Source organism: Microbacterium jejuense (assembly GCF_039544225.1).
Taxonomy (GTDB): domain Bacteria; phylum Actinomycetota; class Actinomycetes; order Actinomycetales; family Microbacteriaceae; genus Microbacterium; species Microbacterium jejuense.
This window is the reverse complement of the sequence record NZ_BAABLG010000003.1, coordinates 47,033-65,079: the sequence shown is the minus strand read 5'-3', so window position 1 is coordinate 65,079 and position 18,047 is coordinate 47,033. Positions and strand designations below refer to the sequence as shown.

The window sequence follows — 18,047 nt, the reverse complement described above, 5'->3', positions numbered from 1 at the left end:
CGTTTCTCGTGGAAAGTGATACTCGCATGTTCTTCCAGGACCTGTTCTGGTTCCTTCTGTGGAGCTTCTACTTCGTCGCGTACCTGTACATCGTGATCGTCGTCATCATGGACCTGTTCCGTGATGAGAAGCTCAACGGCTGGTTCAAGGCGCTGTGGATCATCGCTCTCGTCTTCGTGCCGTTCCTGACGGGTCTGATCTACGTGATCGCCCGGGGCAAGGGAATGGCCCAGCGCGCGCAGGCCGCTCGACGCGGTGTCGTCCCCGAGTCGGACGACTATCGTCCGGCCGCTTCGTCCAGCCCCGCCGACGACATCGCGAAGGCGAAGGCGCTGCTCGATGCCGGCACGATCTCGCAGGGCGAGTACGACGCGCTCAAGAGCAAGGCGCTGGGCAACCAGTACTTCGGCGCCTGAGACGAAGAGAAGAGTGGATGCCTGGGGCCCAGGCATCCACTCTTCTCGTCTCTGCGCGCGAAGCGCGGGGGAGTGCGCTCAGCTGACCTTGCGACGGTAGATCGACATCGAGATCGCGTAGGCGACGACCAGGATGCCGACGAGCCAGGCCATCGCCACCCAGATGTCGCTGCCGACCGGCTGACCGGCGAACAGCGCCCGGATCGAGTTGACGATCGAGGTGACCGGCTGGTTCTCGGCGAACCACTGCACCGGACCGGGCATGCTCTCGGTCGGGACGAAGGCCGAGCTGATGAACGGCAGGAAGATGAGCGGGTACGAGAACGCGCTCGCGCCATCCACCGTCTTGGCCGACAGCCCCGCGATCACCGCGAGCCAGGTGAGCGCCAGGGTGAAGAGCATCAGCAGCCCCGCCACTCCGAGCCATGCGGCGAAGCTCGCGCCGGTGCGGAAGCCCATCAGCAGCGCCACCCCGATGACGATCGCCAGCGACACCGCGACAGACACCATCGACGTCAGCACGTGGGCCCACAGCACGCCCGATCGTGAGATCGGCAGCGACTGGAAGCGCTCGAAGATCCCGCCCTGCATGTCGAGGAACAGCCGGTATGCCGTGTAGGCGATGCCCGACGCGATCGTGATGAGCAGGATGCCCGGCAGCATGTAGTCGATGTACGACCCCTGGTCGGATCCCAGATCGATCGCCCCGCCGAACACGTAGACGAACAGCAGCATGAGCGCGATCGGCGTGACGGCGGTGGTGATGATCGTGTCGGGGCTGCGCAGGATGTGGCGCAGCGACCGGCCGGTGAGGACGGCGGTGTCGCTGAAGAAGCGGGCGCCGGAGGCGGCGCGCGGCGCCGCGACGGTTGCGGTGGTCATGACTCCTCCTTTGCGGATTCGGTGTCGACCTCGCCGGTGAGGGCGAAGAAGACGTCTTCGAGGCTCGGCTGCTTCTCGACGTACTCGACCTTCGCCGGCGGCAGCAGGCGCTTGAGCTCGTCGAGTGTGCCGTCGACGATGATCGTGCCCTTGTGGAGGATCGCGATCCGGTCGGCGAGCTGCTCGGCCTCGTCCAGGTATTGCGTGGTCAGCAGCACCGTGGTGCCGCCGCGGGCGAGCGTCGTGACGGCCTCCCACACCTCCAGGCGCGCCGCGGGGTCCAGTCCCGTGGTCGGCTCGTCGAGGAAGATGACAGCGGGCTCGCCGATGAGGCTCATCGCGATGTCGAGCCGGCGACGCATGCCGCCGGAGTAGGTGCCGGCCTTGCGGCCGCCGGCCTCGGTGAGCGAGAAGCGGGCGAGCAGGTCGTCCGCGATCGCGCCGGGGTTCTTGAGATGGCGCAGCTGCGCCACGAGCACGAGGTTCTCGCGGCCCGAGAGCACCTCGTCCACGGCGGCGAACTGCCCGGTGAGGCTGATCGTCTCGCGCACCCGCTGCGCGTCGGCCGACACGTCGTGCCCACCGACGACGGCGGTGCCGGCATCCGCCTTCAGCAGCGTCGACAGGATCCGCACGACGGTGGTCTTGCCGGCCCCGTTGGACCCGAGGAGCGCGAAGATGCTGCCTCGCGACACCTCGAAGTCGACGCCCTTCAGCACCTGGAGGTCCTTGTAGGACTTCACCAGGCCTTTCACCTGGATCGCTGCATCGGTCATCGGTGCTCACCCCGTTCTGCTTCGTCGATCGCCTTGTTGAGGCGTGCGCGCTCCTTGTCGATCCACTGCTTGCCCGAGTACGCGGCTGCGAAGTCCTCGGCGAAGCCCGCCGGGTCGTCGCCGACGATGTCTCGCACCGGTGTGCCGTCGGCTGCGGCACGCTCCCACAGGTCGGCGGAGTCTCCGAGCATGCGCATCATGGTGTCGCCGTCGACGATGCCGCCGGCGTACATGAGGTACCGGTCCAGTGCCTTCGCCGAGGCGCGGTACGGCTCGGGCAGGGCCTCGATACGCGCCTTGTACTGCTTGTACTGCTTCTTCTGGTCGAGCGAGCCGGTGACGATTTCGTACCACTTGGCGGCCATGATCAAACCTCTTCCTGAGATGTGCTGTCGGTCTGTGCGCTGTCGGTCTGTGCGCGGTGGAGCTGTTCGATGCGGTCTGCGAGGAAGCTCCATGTCCTCCAGAACTCCGAGAGCTGCTCGCGACCCTGCGCGTTCAGCGAATAGACCTTGCGCGGCGGCCCCTTCTCGGACGGGACCTTCTCGACGTCGACGAGTCCCCGCTGCTCGACCCGCACCAGGAGGGCGTAGACAGTGCCTTCGGCGATGTCGGCGAACCCCTGGTCGCGCAGCCACGCGGTGATCTCGTACCCGTAGGCGGGACGCCCGGACAGGATCGCGAGCACGATCCCTTCGAGCGTGCCCTTGAGCATCTCGGTCTCTTGCTTGCCCATCGGGGCACCCCCTCTCTTTCGCTACTCTGTCTTGCTGACTACCGGTACAAAGTAACACTGAGTACCAGTACTTAGCAACACCGAATAGCAAGTTTTTCGAATCCGCGGGTGTAATGTCCATCCGTCGCCAACGAAGACGACAGAAGAGGACCCTTCGATGACCCGATCAGGCTCACCGGTCGCACCCGACGACCAGAGCACCCTTGAGCGTCACGATCTGCAGGCAGGCGGCGTCAGCGCCGCGGGCTCGATCGTGATGGCCGTCGCCGGCAGCGCGCCGGCATATTCCATCGCCGCCACCACCGCGACCCTCGTCGGCGTCGCAGGACTGGGCGCCCCGGCCGCCCTGCTGTGGTGCGGCATCCCGATGCTCGGCATCGCGTGGGCGTTCCTGTATCTCGGACGCGCCGACGTCAACGCCGGTGCCGCCTATTCGTGGGTGGCACGGGCTCTGCATCCGGCGCTCGGCTTCTTGTCGGGCTGGGCGCTCGTCATCTCGGCGACGATCTTCATGGTCGCCGGCGCGCTGCCGGCGGGAGCCATGACGGTGTCGCTGTTCGATCCGTCTCAGGCCGGCAACGTGCCGCTCATCACGAGCGTGGGCGCCGTGTGGTTCGTCATCATGGCGGCCTGCGTCTACTTCGGCGTGAACATCACGGCCCGCGCGCAGTGGATCATGTCGACGATCGAGGTCGGCATCCTGGTGGTGTTCGCCGCGCTCGCACTCTTCCGCGCCGCCACGACGAGCCACGACGGACCGAACTTCTCGTGGGAGTGGCTGGGCTTCTCGCACCTCACCGGTCCCGGCATCTTCGTCGGTGCGGCGCTGATCGCGGCCTTCTACTACTGGGGATGGGACGTCAGCTCGAACCTCAACGAAGAGACCACCGACGGCCACAAGTCGGCGGGCGCCGCAGGGCTCATCGGCGTGGGCATCGTCTTCGTGCTGTTCGAGATCTTCACGATCGCGACGCTCATCATGCTGTCGCAGGAGCAGATCGAGGCGAACAGTGCCAACATCCTGTCGGTGCTCGGCGACGTCATCTGGCCGGGGCTCGGCGGCAAGATCCTGATCATCGCGGTGGCCCTGTCGACGATCGCGACGCTCGAGACCACACTGATCCAGGTCACCCGGTCGCTGTTCGCGATGGGCCGGGACCACACGATCCCGCGCGCGTTCGGTCGTGTGCACCCGCGGTGGAAGACGCCGACCTTCGCGACGATCGTGATCCTCGTCGTCTCGCTGCTGCTGTTCGTCGGCTCGAACTTCCTCGGCAGCGTGGGCGACATCATGGAGAACGCGATCCTGTCGATCGGCCTCCAGATCGCGTTCTACTACACGCTCGCCGGCGTCGCCGTCGTGGTGGCGTATCGGAGGGTGCTCTTCCAGTCCGTGAAGAACTTCCTGCTGATCGGGCTGTGGCCCGCCTCTGGTGCGGTGTTCATGGGCTGGGCGTTCTTCGCGTCGATCCCGAGCAACGACCCGATCGTGAACTGGCTCGGCATCGGGCTCATCGCGCTGGGCATCGTGCCGCTCGCGCTCTTCTACCGCAAGGCGAAGGTGTACTACTCGCGGCGCCCGCTCGAGGTGCCGCCCGAGCTCGACAAGAAGGCTCCGGCCGATGTCGACCTCCGCTCGCCGGAGCAGGTCGAGACGCTGCCCGACCCGAACACGACTGTGATCAAGACGGTCGACGACGACTAGGCCGCAGAGCAGAAGAAGAGTGGATGCCTCGGGCCGAGGCATCCACTCTTCTCTTCGTTCTGGGTGCCGGTGGTGGGAGTCGAACCCACACGCCCTTGCGGGCAACCGAGTTTGAGTCGGTCGCGTCTGCCATTCCGCCACACCGGCCGGCGCGGGCCTCCGCGCGTCCGCGAACGACCATACCGTAGGATTGGCAGGTGACTGAGCAGGAGCAGACCGCCGCTACGACGGCTTCCACCCCCCGTCGTGTCGTCGTGGCAGAGGATGAGTCGCTCATCCGCCTCGACATCGTCGAGATCCTTCGCGACAACGGATTCGATGTCGTCGGCGAAGCGGGGGACGGTGAGACGGCCGTGGCCCTCGCCACCGAGCTTCGTCCCGATCTCGTGATCATGGACGTCAAGATGCCGCAGCTCGACGGCATCTCGGCCGCTGAGAAGCTGAGCAAGAACCACATCGCGCCCGTCGTGCTGCTGACCGCGTTCAGCCAGAAGGAGCTCGTCGAGCGCGCGAGCGAGGCCGGCGCACTGGCCTACGTCGTGAAGCCGTTCACGCCCAACGACCTGCTGCCCGCGATCGAGATCGCGCTGGCCCGCTACGAGCAGATCATCACCCTCGAGGCCGAGGTCGCCGACATGGTCGAGCGCTTCGAGACCCGCAAGCTCGTCGACCGGGCGAAGGGGCTGCTGAACGAGAAGATGGGGCTGTCCGAGCCCGAGGCGTTCCGCTGGATCCAGAAGGCGTCGATGGACCGCCGCCTCACGATGCAGGACGTCGCCAAGGCGATCATCGAGCAGCTCGCGCCCAAGAAGGGCTGACACTCCACGACCGGGTCGACGACCGGATGAAGAGCGGATGCCGCGTGATGCGGCATCCGCTTCGTCATGCCTGCGGCAGATCCTTGATGTGGTTCGTGATGCGCACCGTCGAGCAGCGGCGGCCCTGATCGTCGGTGACGACGATCTCGTGGACGGTGAGGCTGCGGCCGAGGTGCAGCGGCGTGCACACGCCGGTCACATGGCCCGCGGTCGCCGAGCGCGTGTGCGTGGCGTTGATGTCGACGCCGACGGCGAGCCTCCCGGGTCCGGCGTGGAAGTTCGCGTGCATCGAGCCGAGCGACTCGCCGAGCACGACATAGGCGCCCCCATGGAAGAGGCCGACGGGCTGTGTGTTGCCCTCGACGGGCATGCGCGCAACGGCGCGGTCGGGCGTGAACTCGAGCCACTCGAACCCCATCTTCTCGGCCAGAGCGCCGATCCCGCGGCTCGTGGCCCACGCGAGTCCGTCGATGGTGGCGGGGGAGGGTTCGGGCATGGCACACCTTCGCTCGGGGGTGTCGTCGGCCCTGGCTAGGCTGGCAGGGTGACGGACTCCGCAAAGCCTACCCTCCTGGTCGTCGACGGCCATTCGCTGGCATACCGAGCGTTCTACGCGCTCCCGGTCGACAATTTCTCGACCAAGGACGGGCAGCACACGAACGGCATCTACGGGTTCCTCGCGATGCTGATCAACCTGCTGAAGGCCGAGAAGCCGACCCATCTGGCCATCGCCTTCGACACATCGCGGCAGTCGTTCCGCACGCGCGAGTACGAGGAGTACAAGGCGAACCGCTCCGAGACGCCGAACGAGTTCAAGGGGCAGATCCCGCTGCTGCAGGACTGTCTGGCAGCGATGAGCATCACGACCATCCAGAAAGAAGACATCGAGGCCGACGACATCCTCGCCACGCTCGCGACGCAGGGCGCCGAGCAGGGCTTCCAGGTGCTGGTGTGCTCGGGCGACCGCGACACCATCCAGCTCGTGAACGACGACATCACGCTGCTGTACCCCAACGTGCAGGGGGTTTCGCAGCTCAAGCGCTACGACCGTCAGGCCGTCATCGACCGCTACGGCGTCCCCCCCGAGCAGTACCCCGACATCGCGGCCCTCGTCGGCGAGACGAGCGACAACCTGCCCGGCGTCCCGAAGGTGGGCGAGAAGACCGCCGTCAAGTGGCTCAACCAGTTCGGGTCGCTCGACGCGCTGCTGGACGGCGCCTCGACGATCAAGGGGGTCGTGGGCGGCAACCTGGTGGCCCACACCGAAGACGTCCGCCGCAACCGCCGCCTCAACCGCCTGCTGCGCGACGTCGAGCTGCCCTACGGTCCCGCCGACCTCGAAGTGCAGCCGATGGACGCGCAGGCGGTGCGCGACATCTTCTCGCGCCTCGAGTTCAAGACACTCATCCCGCGCGTGGCCGAGCTCGCCGGCATCGAGCAGCAGATGGCAGCTGTCAACTCCGCGGCCGCCGAGCTCGCGCCGGTCGCCGCCGAGCTCGCGGCCGCCGACCTCGCCGGCTGGCTCGAGAAGGCGAGCGGCGCCGTGGGCGTGACGCTCACCGTCGAGGGCGGGCTTCCCGCGCGCATCGGCGTGGCGACGAAGGATGCCGCGGCCGAGGCGTCGTGGGCGCCGGAGGTGCAGGCATCCCTGGCCCCGTGGCTCGCCTCCGACGCGCCGAAGGTGTTCGCCGATGCCAAGCCGCAGGTCAAGGCGCTGCGCCGCGCCGGGCTGCGCCTGGGCGGCCTCGGCTTCGACGTCGTCCTCGCCGGCTGGCTGCTGCGCCCGAGCTTCCCCGACAAGACGCTGGCTGACCTGGTCGACCGCTACCTCGACGAGAAGCTGCCCGAGGCCGACCCGTCGCAGCTCGTGCCCGAGACCGAGGGCGCCACGCCCGGCCAGCTCTCGTGGTACACGCTGCGCGTCGAGCAGGCGGTGCGGGCGGAGCTGCCCGAGAGCGTCGCCGCGGTGCTCTCCGACATCGAACTGCCGACGCTGCACACGCTGGCCGACATGGAGCTCGCCGGCGTCGCCGTGTCGCACGGGATCCTGTCGACATTCTCGGGCGAGCTCGGCGCTCGCGCCGACGCGCTCGCGCAGGAGGCGTACGCGGCGATCGGGCGCGAGGTCAACCTCGGCTCGCCCAAGCAGCTGCAGGAGGTGCTGTTCGACGAGCTGCAGCTGCCGAAGACCCGCAAGACCAAGACCGGGTACTCCACCGACGCCGCCGTGCTCGCTGATCTGCAGGAGACCAACCCGCACCCCTTCCTCGACCTGCTGCTGCAGCATCGCGAGGCCACCAAGCTGCGGCAGATCATCGAGTCGCTCGACAGCTCGATCGGCAACGACAAGGCGATCGGCGACGACGGCCGCATCCACACCACGTACGTGCAGACCGGCAGCCAGACCGGCCGCCTGTCGAGCACCGACCCGAACCTGCAGAACATCCCGATCCGCACGGAGGAGAGCCGGCGCATCCGCTCGGCCTTCACCGTCGGCGAGGGTTACGAGACGCTGCTGACCGCCGACTACTCGCAGATCGAGATGCGCATCATGGCGCACCTGTCGGAGGACCCGGGTCTCATCGAGGCGTTCAACTCGGGCGAAGACACCCACCGGTTCGTCGGTTCGCGCGTGTTCGGCGTCGCGCCCGAGGACGTCACCCCGCAGATGCGCACCAAGGTCAAGGCGATGTCGTACGGCCTCGTGTACGGCCTGTCGGCGTTCGGCCTGTCGAAGCAGCTGCGCATCGAGCAGTCCGAGGCCAAGCAGCTCATGATGGAGTACTTCGCCCGGTTCGGCGCGGTGCGCGACTATCTGCGCTCCTCGGTGGAGCAGGCGCGCATCGACGGCTACACCGAGACGATCTTCGGTCGCCGCCGCCCGTTCCCCGACCTCGCGAGCCCCAACCGCGTGCTGCGCGAGAACGCCGAGCGCGCGGCGCTCAACGCGCCGATCCAGGGCAGCGCGGCCGACATCATGAAGATCGCGCTGTTCCACATCCACGACGACTTCGCGGCCGCTGAGCTGAGCTCGCGTGTGCTGCTGCAGATCCACGACGAGCTCGTGGTCGAGGTCGCCCCGGGGGAGTGGGATGCCGCCGAGCAGATCGTGCGCACGCGCATGGGCGATGCCGCGAAGCTGTCGGTGCCGCTCGATGTGCAGATCGGCCGCGGCGGGGACTGGAACGAGGCCGGGCACTGACACGGGATTCCGCGTTTGTCGGCATCGCGTCGCGTGCCTAGGCTCGGAGTCATGACAGACGAAACCCGCACGCCCACGCAGATCGACAAGATCGCTGATGCGTGGGTCGACACCCTTGCCGAGCTGGAGCCGACGCTCGCGACCTACATCGGTCGCACCGAGCACAACGGCCGGTTCGGCGACTACAGCCCGGCCGGGCAGGAGCGCCTCACCGAAGAGGGACGCAAGACTCTGGCCGCGCTGCAGGCCGCGACCCCGGTCGACTTCGTCGACGAGGTGACCAAGGACGACCTCTCGCGCGAGATCCAGCTGGGCCTGGACCTCGACGAGGCGAAGTGGCACCTGCGCGACCTGAACGTGATCGCCTCGCACGCGCAGAACATCCGCTCCGCGTTCGACCTCATGCCGACCGCCACGACCGACGACTGGTCCGTCGTCGCCACCCGCCTCGCGGCCGTCCCTGGCGCGATCGACGGCTATGTCGCCTCGCTCCGCGAAGGCATCGCGCAGGGTGTCGTCCCCGCGCGCCGCCAGGTCGTCGAGGTCGTCACGCAGATCGCCCGCTACACCGCCGACGGCGGCTTCTTCGCGACGTTCGCGGCCGAGGCGGCGCCCGAGGAGGGTCAGCTCCCGGCATCCCTCGCCCGTGACCTCGCCGACAACGCCAACGCCGCCCGCGTCGCGTACGACGAGCTCGCGTCGTTCCTGTCGGGTGAGCTCGCTCCGGCGGCCTCAGAGAAGGACGCCGTCGGCCGCGAGCTGTACGCGCTGCACTCCCGCCGCTTCCTCGGCGCGACGATCGACCTCGACGAGACCTACGAGTGGGGCGTCGAGGAGCTCGCGCGCATGGTCGCCGAGCAGGAGTCGATCGCGAACGAGATCAAGCCGGGCGCCTCGGTCGAAGAAGCCGTCGCGTTCCTCGAGCAGGACACGTCGCGCAAGCTGTACGGCACCGACGCACTGCAGAAGTGGATGCAGCAGACCAGCGACCGCGCGATCGAAGAACTGGGCAAGACCCACTTCGACATCGCCGCGCCGATCCGCGACCTGGAGTGCATGATCGCCCCCACCAAGGAAGGCGGCATCTACTACACAGGTCCGACGGACGACTTCTCGCGCCCCGGCCGCATGTGGTGGTCGGTTCCCGAGGGCGTCGAGGACTTCGACACCTGGCGCGAGCTCACCACCGTTTACCACGAGGGCGTCCCCGGCCACCACCTGCAGATCGCGCAGGCGGTGTACAACCGCGCTCAGCTGAACACGTACCGTCGTCTGCTCGGCGGCACGTCCGGCCACGCAGAAGGCTGGGCGCTGTACGCCGAGCGCCTCATGGAGCAGCTCGGCTACCTGTCCGACCCCGCCGACCGCCTCGGGATGCTCGACGGTCAGCGCATGCGCGCCGCGCGCGTGGTGCTCGACATCGGCGTGCACCTCGAGAAGCCGCGCCTGGACGGCCAGGGCACGTGGGACGCCGACTACGCGCTGGACTTCATGCTGCACAACGTCAACATGCCCGACGAGTTCGTCAAGTTCGAGGTCAACCGCTACCTCGGCTGGCCGGGTCAGGCGCCCGCGTACAAGGTCGGCCAGCGCATCTGGGAGCAGCTGCGCGACGACGTCGCCGAGCGCGAGGGCGACGCCTTCTCGATCAAGCAGTTCCACAAGCGCGCGCTCGACATCGGTGGTGTCGGCCTCGACACGCTGCGCTTCGCGCTGTCGCGCTGACCCCTTCGACAGGCTCAGGGACCGGGTTCGGTCGCTGAGCCTGTCGAAGCGCGCTGCAGCAGCGCCACGACCTCCCCGTCGCTCGTCTGGGCGAAGTCGTCGTAGTACTGTCCGACTGCCCAGAAGTCGTCCTCGCGATACGGGCACACGTAGTCGGCCACGGTGTCGCCGGGCGGCGTCCACTCGGCGGGGGCGACGGGCACCGCGAGCACGATGAGCGACGGTCGTCGTGCCTGCACCGCGCGGCAGGCCGCGACCGCGGTCGCCCCTGTCGCGACGCCGTCGTCCACGACGATCGCCGCGCGCCCGGCGAGGTCGAGCCCGCCCGCGCCGTAGGCGTTCGTCCGCCGCACGAGCTCGTGACGCTCCGCGTCCTCGACCTGCTGCACGTCGCCGGCGCTCATGCCGGCCCACCGCACGGCATCGGGCGTGACGATGCGCACGCCGTCCGCGATCGCACCGACCGCGAACTCCTCGTGCCCGGCGGCACCGAGCTTTCGCACGACCACGGCGTCCAGCGGCAGGCCGAGCTCGCTCGCGACTGCCGCACCGACCACGACGCCGCCGCGCGGGATGCCCAGCACGACGGCATCGGTCCCGCGCCAACGTGCGAGAGACCCGGCGAGCGCCCGCCCGGCCGCCCGCCGATCGGCGAACAGTGCCATGGCCTCACGCTACGCCGGTGTCCGAGGCAGCGGGGTGTACGCGGATCGCGCGGGATGCCATACATCTACGACGGACGAAGCCGTGCCGAGGGCGACGTAGGCTGGGGGCGTGGCATCCGTTCGATACGTCGCAATCGGCGACTCCTTCACCGAGGGCGTAGGCGACGAACTCCCTGACGGACACGTGCGCGGGTGGGCGGACCTCGTCGCACAGGGCTGGGCGGATGCCGCCGGCGAGCCGATCGAGTACGCCAACCTCGCCATCCGCGGCAAGCTGGTCTGGCCCATCGTCGAGCAGCAGCTGGAGCCGGCGCTCGCACTGAAGCCGACGCACCTGTCGTTCAACGGCGGCGGCAACGACATGCTGCGCCCGCGCACGAGCGTGTCAGGGGTCGTGGACGCGTTCGAGACGGTGCTGCGCCGCTGCGACGAAGAGGGCGTGCGGCTCATCGTGCTGTCGGGAGCGAACCCGTCCGGCCAGCTCCCGATGCGACGGCTCATCCAGCGACGCGGCGATCTGCTCTCGCACGCCGTCGAGGACCATCTCGCGTCACGCTCCGACGTCGTGCGCGCCTACAACTGGTTCGACACCGACCTGGCGAAGCCGCCGTTCTGGTCGGAGGACCGGCTGCACATGAACGCGCGAGGGCACCATCGCGTGGCCGCCCGCGTACTCGATGCCCTCGGGCTCGCCCCGCATCCGGAGTGGTGGTCGCTTCCGCCGCTGCCGCAGACCGGCACCCGCGGAGCGGCGTACTACCGCGAGCACGTCGGACCGTGGGTGCGCCGGCGTCTCACTGGAACGTCGTCGGGCGACGGCCGCGAGCCCAAGTTCGGCGGTGGCTGGACCGAGTTCGCCCCGTCAGTCTGACGTGGCCGGTCGCGCGTACTCCGAGCCCGATCGCGTACGCTCCAGCAGCCCCGCGTCGACGAGGTGACGACGCAGCACGGCGCTGTCGCCGGTGAAGGCGCTCAGCCGTTCGTTCGTCTGCTTCTCGGTGAGCACCTCGCCGGCGGGGAACGCACGCTCGACGACCCATCGCAGCAGTTCGTCGCGCTCGCCGCGCTGCGCAGGGTAGCGGTCGATCCGCCCGTCGGCGTCGAGGAACCGCATGGGTCCGGTCGGCTTCGCCGGCGGATTCTCCGACAGGATGCCGCGTACCGCCGCCTCATCGAACTCGAGGCCGTCCGACCCGCTCTCGTGCACCAGGCCGAGCTCCGCGAGCCGGGTGATCGCACGACGGCGTCGCGCATCGGGGAGCGGATCGGCGGTCATCGCTTCGGCGAGCACGGCACGCAGGTCGGGATTGAGCAGTGCCGCCAGGACTCCGCGCCAGCGCTCACTCATCGTCGCGCGCTCCGGTGACGCGATAGGTGAGCTCGGCGAAGGCGCCCGCCTGGCGCACCGACGTGAGTTCGAGGCGGTCGGCGCCGAGCGTGCGGGGGAGCAGCGGCTTGCCCGAGGGCAGCGTGGCCGGCGCGATCGAGATCCGCAGTTCGTCGAGCAGTCCCGCGTCGGCGAACTGGCCGGCGAGGTCGCCGCCGCCCACGACCCACACGTCGCGCCCGCCGGCCGCATCGCGGATCTGCGGCCACACGTCGCGCACGTCGCCCGAGGCGAACCGGATGTCGACGCCGGGGACGACCGGCTGCTCCCGACTCGTGAACACCCAGGTGGGGCGCTCGCCGTAGTAGGCGGGCCATTTCTCGGGGTGCGCTACCAGATCCTCGTGCTCGAGCACCCAGCGGTACGTCGACGAGCCCTGGACGAGCACACCGATGCCGGCGAGGAACGTCTGGAAGCCGGCATCCCCGCCTTCCCCGCCTGGAACGGCGAACAGCCAGTCCAGCGAGTCGTCGTCGTCGGCGAGGAAGCCGTTGAGGGTCGTGGCGGTGTAGAAGATCACGCGGGCCATGTCGTCACCGTACCGCGACACACCGACACGGAATCCGGCGAAGGTGTTGACAGGCATTCAACCGATTAGTACAGTACCAATCAGTTGAATACCGAGAAGGAATCGACGGAGGTGAGACATGACGGACACCCTGAGCCGCACGTTCGCGGCACTGGCAGACCCCACCCGACGCGCCATCCTCGCTCGGCTGAGCGAGGGCGAGGCGACTGTGGGGGAGCTGGCGGCGCCGTTCGACATGACCTTCGCGGCGGTGTCGAAGCACCTGCGCGTGCTCGAGGGGGCAGGTCTGGTCACACGCGGCCGCAACGCCCAGTACCGTCCGGCCCAGCTCGACGCACGACCACTGGCCGCGGCATCCGCCTGGATCGGCGACTACGCGAAATTCTGGGACGACAGCCTCACTGCTCTCGACCAGTACCTCAACGCCCTGCAGCAGCTCGGCACCCACCCTGACAATGACCGCACGACCGACAAGGAGAACGACAATGGCTGAGTACTTCACGGTGACCCGCACCCTCCGGGCCCCTCGCGAACTGGTGTTCGAGACGCTCGTCAAGCCCGAGCATTTCGCGGTGTGGTTCGGCACCGCCGCCGTCGAGGTGCCGCAGGACACCCTCACGATGGACGTGCGCCCTGGCGGTCAGTTCCGCGCCGTGATGCACCTGCCCGACGGCAATCGCATCGACTGGGCCGGCGAGTACAAGGTGGTCGAGCCGCCGTCGCACCTGTCCATGACCATCACCGACCAGCCGGGCGACGATGTGGGGCTTCCCGTGCTGTTCGACCTCGAAGAGACCGCCGAGGGAACGGTGCTCACGATCCGCCAGGACCGCTCCGACTTCACCGACGAGCAGGTCGCAGCCACGATCGCCGGCTACAACGAGTTCATCGACGACATCGAACGCGTGCTGGAGCGCCTGCAGGCCTGACGCACGCGGCAGACGCCGTCACAGGGCGCCCGGGCGCCGCAGCGCGCTCATCGCGAGCACGCTGCCCGCCTGGGCGCTCGCGTGCGCATCCGCACCGCCCAGGGTCGCGACCAGATAGCCGGCGGCGAAGGCGTCACCCGCGCCCGTCGAGTCGAGCACGTCGTCGACCCGATCGACCGGCACCTCGCGGGTCTGGCCAGCCACGGTCACCCGCACGGGATCGGCGCCGCGCTTGACCACGGAGACACCGGGCACGTCGAGCCCGAACTCGGCGGCCATCCGCGCTTCGTCCTCGTTGGCGAACACGACGTCGGGACGCAGCTCGGCAAGGATCGCGTGCAACGCCTCGGCACCGAGCTCGCGCAGCGTCGCGACACTCGACAGGTCGAGGCTGATGCCCGCGCCGTCGCCGGCCGCCCGCGCGGCCGCATCGCTCACCGCCGCCCGTGAGCGCGGCACCGCGAAGCCGTACAGCGGCAGGTGCACCCATGTCGCACCCTCGAGCCACGACGGATCGATGGCATCGAGCTCGGCGGCAGCGCCGCGGTCGGTGATCATCGTGCGTTCGCCGACCGCGTCGACCAGCACGACGATCGAGCCGGTGCGGCCGCTGCGCTGCACGCGCACGTCGACGCCGGCGCCCTCCAGTTCGCCGACGAGCGCCCGGCCGAGTGTGTCGTCCCCGACGCGTCCGATGAAGCGGACGGGATGCCGCGGCCCGGCCGCCGCCGCCACGTTGGCGGCGCTCCCGCCGCGGGTGAGCCGCACCTCGGCGGCGTTGTCGGTGCCGCGCTCCAGCGACGCACCGCCGAGCACGATGAGGTCGGCGACCAGATCCCCGATGACGACGAGCATCAGGCGTCGCCGGCGAGCGCGAGGGCGATGCGCGCGCCGAGGTCGACGTTGCCGCGGTACACCTCGACATTCACGTCCAGGCTGCGGCCTCCGGTCTCGCGCTGGAAGAAGTCCAGCAGGAACGGCGTGGTGTCGTGCCCCGACACCTCCTGGGCCTCGGCGGCGGCGAGGGCGCGCCCGAGGACCCGGTCGTGCTCGGCGGGATCGAGCTCCCGTTCGGCCGGCAGCGGATTGGCGACGAGGAGCGTCGACGCGATGCCGAGGCCGTCGCGCGTGCGGGCGATCGCGGCGATCTCGGCGGGGGAGTCGACCGCGTACTCGATGTCGTGCCCCGAGTCGGCGACGTAGAACCCGGGATAGTCGGTGGTGCGATACCCGACGACGGCGAGCCCCAGGGTCTCGAGGCGCTCCAGCGTGAGCGGGATGTCGAGGATCGACTTCACCCCGGCGCTCACGACGACCAGGGGGAGCCCGGCGAGGGCGGGAAGGTCGGCGGACTCGTCGAAGCTCGTGGCGGCACCCCGGTGGACGCCGCCGAGCCCTCCCGTGGCGAACACGCGCACACCGGCGCGCGCCGCGAGGTATGCGGTCGCCGCGACGGTGGTGCCCGCACTGAGCCCTTTGACGGCGGCGACGGGCACATCGCGCACGCTCGCCTTGACCACGCCGTCGGCGGTGCCGAGCCGCTCGATCTCGTCGGGTGTCAGGCCGACCGTGGGACGCCCGTCGATGAGGCCGATGGTCGCGGGCACGACACCGAGCGCACGCACGCGAGCCTCGGCCTCGAGCGCCACGTCCAGGTTCCGCGGCCGCGGCAGCCCGTGCGTGAAGATCGTGGACTCCAGCGCCAGCACGGGTTCGCCTGCCGCGACGGCCGCCTGCACCTCGGAAGCGATGACCAGGGGACCTGTCACGGGATTTCCTTCCGACGCGGGCGACGCGGCGGGTCCATGCCCAGCCGGATGCGGGTGCGCTTGCGTTCGATCACGATGAAGACCGCCCCGAGCGCCCACAGCGGCAGCTGCGTCAGGAACGCGAGCCGGAAGGCGTCCAGCGTGTAGGTCTCCGGCGTACCGGCGCCCTGCAGGTCGAGCGCGAGACCGATGAGCAGGATGGCGACGAGCGCGGCGAGGAAGCCTCCCGCATTCGTCACGCCGGTCGCGGTGCTCAGCCGGTGCGAGGGATTGTGGGTGCGCGCGTGGTCGAACGCGATCATCGATGCCGGGCCGCCGGTCGCGAGAGCGACCGCGAGAGCGAGCAGCAGCCACAGCGGAGCCGGTCCGGGGTACGCGATCACGGCGACCCACGCGGCCGCCTGCACGGCGATCGTGGGCAGCACGAGCGCGCGGGAGCGCAGGTGGGGGATCCGCTGCGACAGGCCGCCCATCACCGGGCCGAGCACCATGCCGACCACGACGTAGAGCGACATGATCGAGGCCGCCTGGGCGGTCGTGAGCCCTTCACCGGCGGTGAGGAACGGCATGCCCCACAGCAGCACGAACGCGGTTCCGGCGAACGGGGTGGTGAAGTGCGACCAGAACGCCAGCCGCGTGCCGGGGTGCGCCCACGCCGCCCGGATGCCCGCGCCGGTGTCGACGGCCGACGTCACGACCCGGATCGCCCCCGTGTCGGTGTCGACGGACACGTCCTCGGTGCGGTCGGGCGGATGGTTGCGGATCAGCAGGAACACGAGCACCGCGAACAGCAGGCCGAGCCCGGCGATGCTGCCGAACGTGATGCTCCATGTCGTCGCGTGCAGCAGCGCCGCAAGCGGGATGAGGGCGACGAGCTGACCGGTCTGGCCGACGATGCCGGTCAGCTGCACCATGATCGGCCCGCGCTGGGCGGGGAACCACGTCGCGATGAGCCGCAGCACGCCCGGGAAGATCGCCGCATCGCCGGCGCCCAGCAGCATCCGCGCGAGGATCGCCACCCCTACACTGGGCGAGACCGCCATCGTCAGCTGGCCGACCGCCATGAGGAGCATCCCGACCGTCATGATCGGTCGTGCGCCGTAGCGATCCAGCAGCACGCCGATGGGGATCTGCATGCCGCCGTAGACGGCGAGCTGCACCACCGCGAACATCGACAGCGTCGCCGCATCGGCGTCGAACCGGGCCGCGGCGTCGACGCCCACCGCGCTGAGGGAGGAGCGGTTGGTGATCGCCAGCACATACGCCGCGACACCCACGGTCCAGATCACCCAGGCGCGCACCCCCGGCCCCGTCATGGCGGGGCGGGACAGGCTGGGCACCTTTCCAGCGTAGTCACCGGAGCGGGCCTGGCCGCCGGCATCCGCTTTGTCAACCCCCTCGCCGGAACCCCGGTGACCACGCGAGCGTTCTAGACAGGACGAACCCGTCCCCGAAAGAGGGGAGTGCCACCCGCACCCCCGGAAAGGAGCTCCGCATGAGCATCGGTGCAGGCATTCTGCTGTTCGCGATCGGAGCCATCGTCGCGTTCGCTCTCAACGTTCAGGTCGACTGGGTCAACCTCGACATGCTCGGCTACATCCTGATGGGCGCGGGAGTCGTGATCTTCCTCGTCGGCATCGTGCTGATGATGCGCCGCCGCCGGTCGGACGTCGTGACCCGCACGGCTGTCGATCCCGCCGCGGAGGAGCAGGTGACGCGGCGCACGACGCGCACGCCCGACGACGCCGCCGGTCTCTGACCCCAGCCGTGGAGCGGGCGCGCGGGGCGCCCGCTCCACTCACGCCGGGCGCCGCACTGCGCTGCTCAGTCGCTCGCCGGCGTGCGGATGGCCTCGACGCCCGACAGCTCGACGGGTGCACCGAGCAGCGCTTCGTGAGCCGCGCGCTGCGACCCCCACCGCTCGCGAGACATCACATATCGGTTGTGGAGCGCAGCGACGCCTTCGCGAGCGACCAGGAACGCCCCGTCGGACTCGTAGCCGAGGCGTCGTGACACCCCGTTGGAGGGTGCGTTGTCGGCGAACGCCCCCGACCTCGCCTCGTGTGCGCCGAACCCCGCGAACGCGAGCTGCAGCAGGAGAGCCCGCATGCGGGTGCCTATGCCCTGCCCCTGATGCTCCAGACCGAGCCACGACCCGCTCTGCACGGCGCGCAGGACCGTCCAGTCTTTGGCGGTGATGCTCTGGACGCCCACCGGCACCCCGCGGTGCAGCACCGCGAACTCCAGCCGGAAGGCGTGCGGCGACACGTGCCCGCGGCTCTCCCACTGATACATCAGCACGCTGCGGGCCACCTCGTCCGCCGTCCCGCGCGTCCAGGGGTGGTCGAACGGCATGAAGTCGGGCCGATGGATGCCGCGCCCGGCCAGTTCCGCCAGCTCGATGAGCAGCTCGTCGTCGATCCAGCGCAGTTCCAGATCGCCCGCGCGCGCCCGGACGGCGGAGGCGGGCCACAGGCGGGTGAGGGCGTCAGGGTGCGGCATCCCGGA

Annotated in this window: 21 protein-coding genes and 1 tRNA gene; 9 read left to right on the top strand and 13 right to left on the bottom strand. The window is 69.4% G+C overall.

Features of this window, described 5'->3' with window-relative positions:
- Positions 1-26 precede the first annotated feature (26 nt).
- The gene (locus ABEA46_RS04575; protein ID WP_345543189.1) at positions 27-416 is read left to right on the top strand and encodes an SHOCT domain-containing protein; all 390 of its coding nucleotides are present in this window, start codon (positions 27-29) and stop codon (positions 414-416) included.
- 78 nt (positions 417-494) lie between these two features.
- Here ABEA46_RS04575 and ABEA46_RS04570 read toward each other — a convergent pair whose 3' ends face one another.
- The 4 genes from ABEA46_RS04570 to ABEA46_RS04555 are packed head-to-tail and all read right to left on the bottom strand — an operon-like array spanning position 495 to position 2,810.
- On the bottom strand, positions 495-1,298 hold the full coding sequence (locus tag ABEA46_RS04570) for an ABC transporter permease (RefSeq protein WP_345543188.1): 804 nt from the start codon (positions 1,296-1,298) through the stop codon (positions 495-497).
- The gene (locus ABEA46_RS04565; RefSeq protein ID WP_345543187.1) at positions 1,295-2,074 is read right to left on the bottom strand and encodes an ABC transporter ATP-binding protein; all 780 of its coding nucleotides are present in this window, start codon (positions 2,072-2,074) and stop codon (positions 1,295-1,297) included. The genes ABEA46_RS04570 and ABEA46_RS04565 overlap by 4 nt, the downstream gene beginning before the upstream one ends.
- Entirely contained in the window at positions 2,071-2,439 is a 369-nt protein-coding gene (locus tag ABEA46_RS04560) for a DUF1048 domain-containing protein (RefSeq protein WP_345543186.1), read from the bottom strand. Before ABEA46_RS04560 ends, ABEA46_RS04565 begins: the two co-directional genes overlap by 4 nt.
- Positions 2,440-2,441: 2 nt before the next feature.
- A complete protein-coding gene (locus ABEA46_RS04555) occupies positions 2,442-2,810 on the bottom strand; it encodes a PadR family transcriptional regulator (RefSeq protein ID WP_345543185.1) in 369 nt (122 codons plus the stop codon).
- 157 nt (positions 2,811-2,967) lie between these two features.
- Between ABEA46_RS04555 and ABEA46_RS04550 the strand changes: the two genes are divergently transcribed.
- Complete coding sequence (locus tag ABEA46_RS04550; RefSeq protein WP_345543184.1) at positions 2,968-4,515, top strand: APC family permease; 1,548 nt, start codon at positions 2,968-2,970, stop codon at positions 4,513-4,515.
- Between the two features lie 64 nt (positions 4,516-4,579).
- Here ABEA46_RS04550 and ABEA46_RS04545 read toward each other — a convergent pair.
- Positions 4,580-4,662 (bottom strand) — tRNA-Leu (locus ABEA46_RS04545).
- 50 nt (positions 4,663-4,712) lie between these two features.
- On the opposite strand from ABEA46_RS04545, the gene ABEA46_RS04540 reads away from it, so the two are divergent.
- Complete coding sequence (locus tag ABEA46_RS04540) at positions 4,713-5,333, top strand: ANTAR domain-containing response regulator (protein ID WP_018170749.1); 621 nt, start codon at positions 4,713-4,715, stop codon at positions 5,331-5,333.
- A 64-nt stretch (positions 5,334-5,397) separates the two neighbouring features.
- Here ABEA46_RS04540 and ABEA46_RS04535 read toward each other — a convergent pair whose 3' ends face one another.
- The gene (locus tag ABEA46_RS04535) at positions 5,398-5,829 is read right to left on the bottom strand and encodes a PaaI family thioesterase (protein WP_345543183.1); all 432 of its coding nucleotides are present in this window, start codon (positions 5,827-5,829) and stop codon (positions 5,398-5,400) included.
- Positions 5,830-5,877: 48 nt separating this feature from the next.
- Here ABEA46_RS04535 and polA point away from each other — a divergent pair, with 48 nt between their 5' ends.
- Entirely contained in the window at positions 5,878-8,535 is a 2,658-nt protein-coding gene (polA, locus tag ABEA46_RS04530; protein ID WP_345543182.1) for a DNA polymerase I, read from the top strand.
- 51 nt (positions 8,536-8,586) lie between these two features.
- The gene (locus ABEA46_RS04525) at positions 8,587-10,260 is read left to right on the top strand and encodes a DUF885 domain-containing protein (protein WP_345543181.1); all 1,674 of its coding nucleotides are present in this window, start codon (positions 8,587-8,589) and stop codon (positions 10,258-10,260) included.
- Between the two features lie 14 nt (positions 10,261-10,274).
- Here ABEA46_RS04525 and ABEA46_RS04520 read toward each other — a convergent pair whose 3' ends face one another.
- A complete protein-coding gene (locus ABEA46_RS04520; protein WP_345543179.1) occupies positions 10,275-10,925 on the bottom strand; it encodes a phosphoribosyltransferase in 651 nt (216 codons plus the stop codon).
- A 109-nt stretch (positions 10,926-11,034) separates the two neighbouring features.
- Between ABEA46_RS04520 and ABEA46_RS04515 the strand changes: the two genes are divergently transcribed.
- Positions 11,035-11,796 (top strand): SGNH/GDSL hydrolase family protein, encoded by a 762-nt coding sequence (locus ABEA46_RS04515; RefSeq protein ID WP_345543178.1) that lies wholly within the window; start codon positions 11,035-11,037, stop codon positions 11,794-11,796.
- On the opposite strand, the gene ABEA46_RS04510 is transcribed toward ABEA46_RS04515, so the two are convergent.
- A complete protein-coding gene (locus tag ABEA46_RS04510) occupies positions 11,788-12,273 on the bottom strand; it encodes a DUF2087 domain-containing protein (protein ID WP_345543177.1) in 486 nt (161 codons plus the stop codon). The two genes, ABEA46_RS04515 and ABEA46_RS04510, sit on opposite strands and share 9 nt — an antisense overlap.
- Positions 12,266-12,898, bottom strand: a complete 633-nt coding sequence (locus ABEA46_RS04505; RefSeq protein WP_425563157.1) for a dihydrofolate reductase family protein — start codon at positions 12,896-12,898, stop codon at positions 12,266-12,268. The genes ABEA46_RS04510 and ABEA46_RS04505 overlap by 8 nt, the downstream gene beginning before the upstream one ends.
- A gap of 61 nt (positions 12,899-12,959) precedes the next feature.
- Between ABEA46_RS04505 and ABEA46_RS04500 the strand changes: the two genes are divergently transcribed.
- Positions 12,960-13,334, top strand: a complete 375-nt coding sequence (locus ABEA46_RS04500) for an ArsR/SmtB family transcription factor (protein WP_345543176.1) — start codon at positions 12,960-12,962, stop codon at positions 13,332-13,334.
- Positions 13,327-13,770 carry an SRPBCC family protein gene (locus tag ABEA46_RS04495; RefSeq protein WP_345543175.1) on the top strand — a complete coding sequence of 148 codons (444 nt, stop codon included), beginning with the start codon at positions 13,327-13,329 and terminating at the stop codon, positions 13,768-13,770. The genes ABEA46_RS04500 and ABEA46_RS04495 overlap by 8 nt, the downstream gene beginning before the upstream one ends.
- A gap of 18 nt (positions 13,771-13,788) precedes the next feature.
- Here the strand turns inward: ABEA46_RS04495 and ABEA46_RS04490 are convergent, their stop codons facing one another.
- From ABEA46_RS04490 to ABEA46_RS04480, 3 genes are read right to left on the bottom strand one after another with little or no spacing between them, the layout of a single operon-like run.
- Positions 13,789-14,625, bottom strand: coding sequence for a carbohydrate kinase family protein (locus tag ABEA46_RS04490; RefSeq protein ID WP_345543174.1), 837 nt, complete (start codon positions 14,623-14,625; stop codon positions 13,789-13,791).
- Positions 14,625-15,539, bottom strand: coding sequence for a pseudouridine-5'-phosphate glycosidase (locus ABEA46_RS04485; protein ID WP_345543173.1), 915 nt, complete (start codon positions 15,537-15,539; stop codon positions 14,625-14,627). Before ABEA46_RS04485 ends, ABEA46_RS04490 begins: the two co-directional genes overlap by 1 nt.
- On the bottom strand, positions 15,536-16,855 hold the full coding sequence (locus ABEA46_RS04480; protein WP_345543786.1) for an MFS transporter: 1,320 nt from the start codon (positions 16,853-16,855) through the stop codon (positions 15,536-15,538). Before ABEA46_RS04480 ends, ABEA46_RS04485 begins: the two co-directional genes overlap by 4 nt.
- Positions 16,856-17,034: 179 nt before the next feature.
- Between ABEA46_RS04480 and ABEA46_RS04475 the strand changes: the two genes are divergently transcribed.
- Positions 17,035-17,298 carry a DUF6458 family protein gene (locus ABEA46_RS04475; protein ID WP_345543171.1) on the top strand — a complete coding sequence of 88 codons (264 nt, stop codon included), beginning with the start codon at positions 17,035-17,037 and terminating at the stop codon, positions 17,296-17,298.
- A 65-nt stretch (positions 17,299-17,363) separates the two neighbouring features.
- On the opposite strand, the gene ABEA46_RS04470 is transcribed toward ABEA46_RS04475, so the two are convergent.
- Positions 17,364-18,041: a GNAT family N-acetyltransferase gene (locus ABEA46_RS04470; protein WP_345543169.1), complete on the bottom strand. Its 678-nt coding sequence runs from the start codon at positions 18,039-18,041 to the stop codon at positions 17,364-17,366.
- Positions 18,042-18,047: the final 6 nt, after the last annotated feature.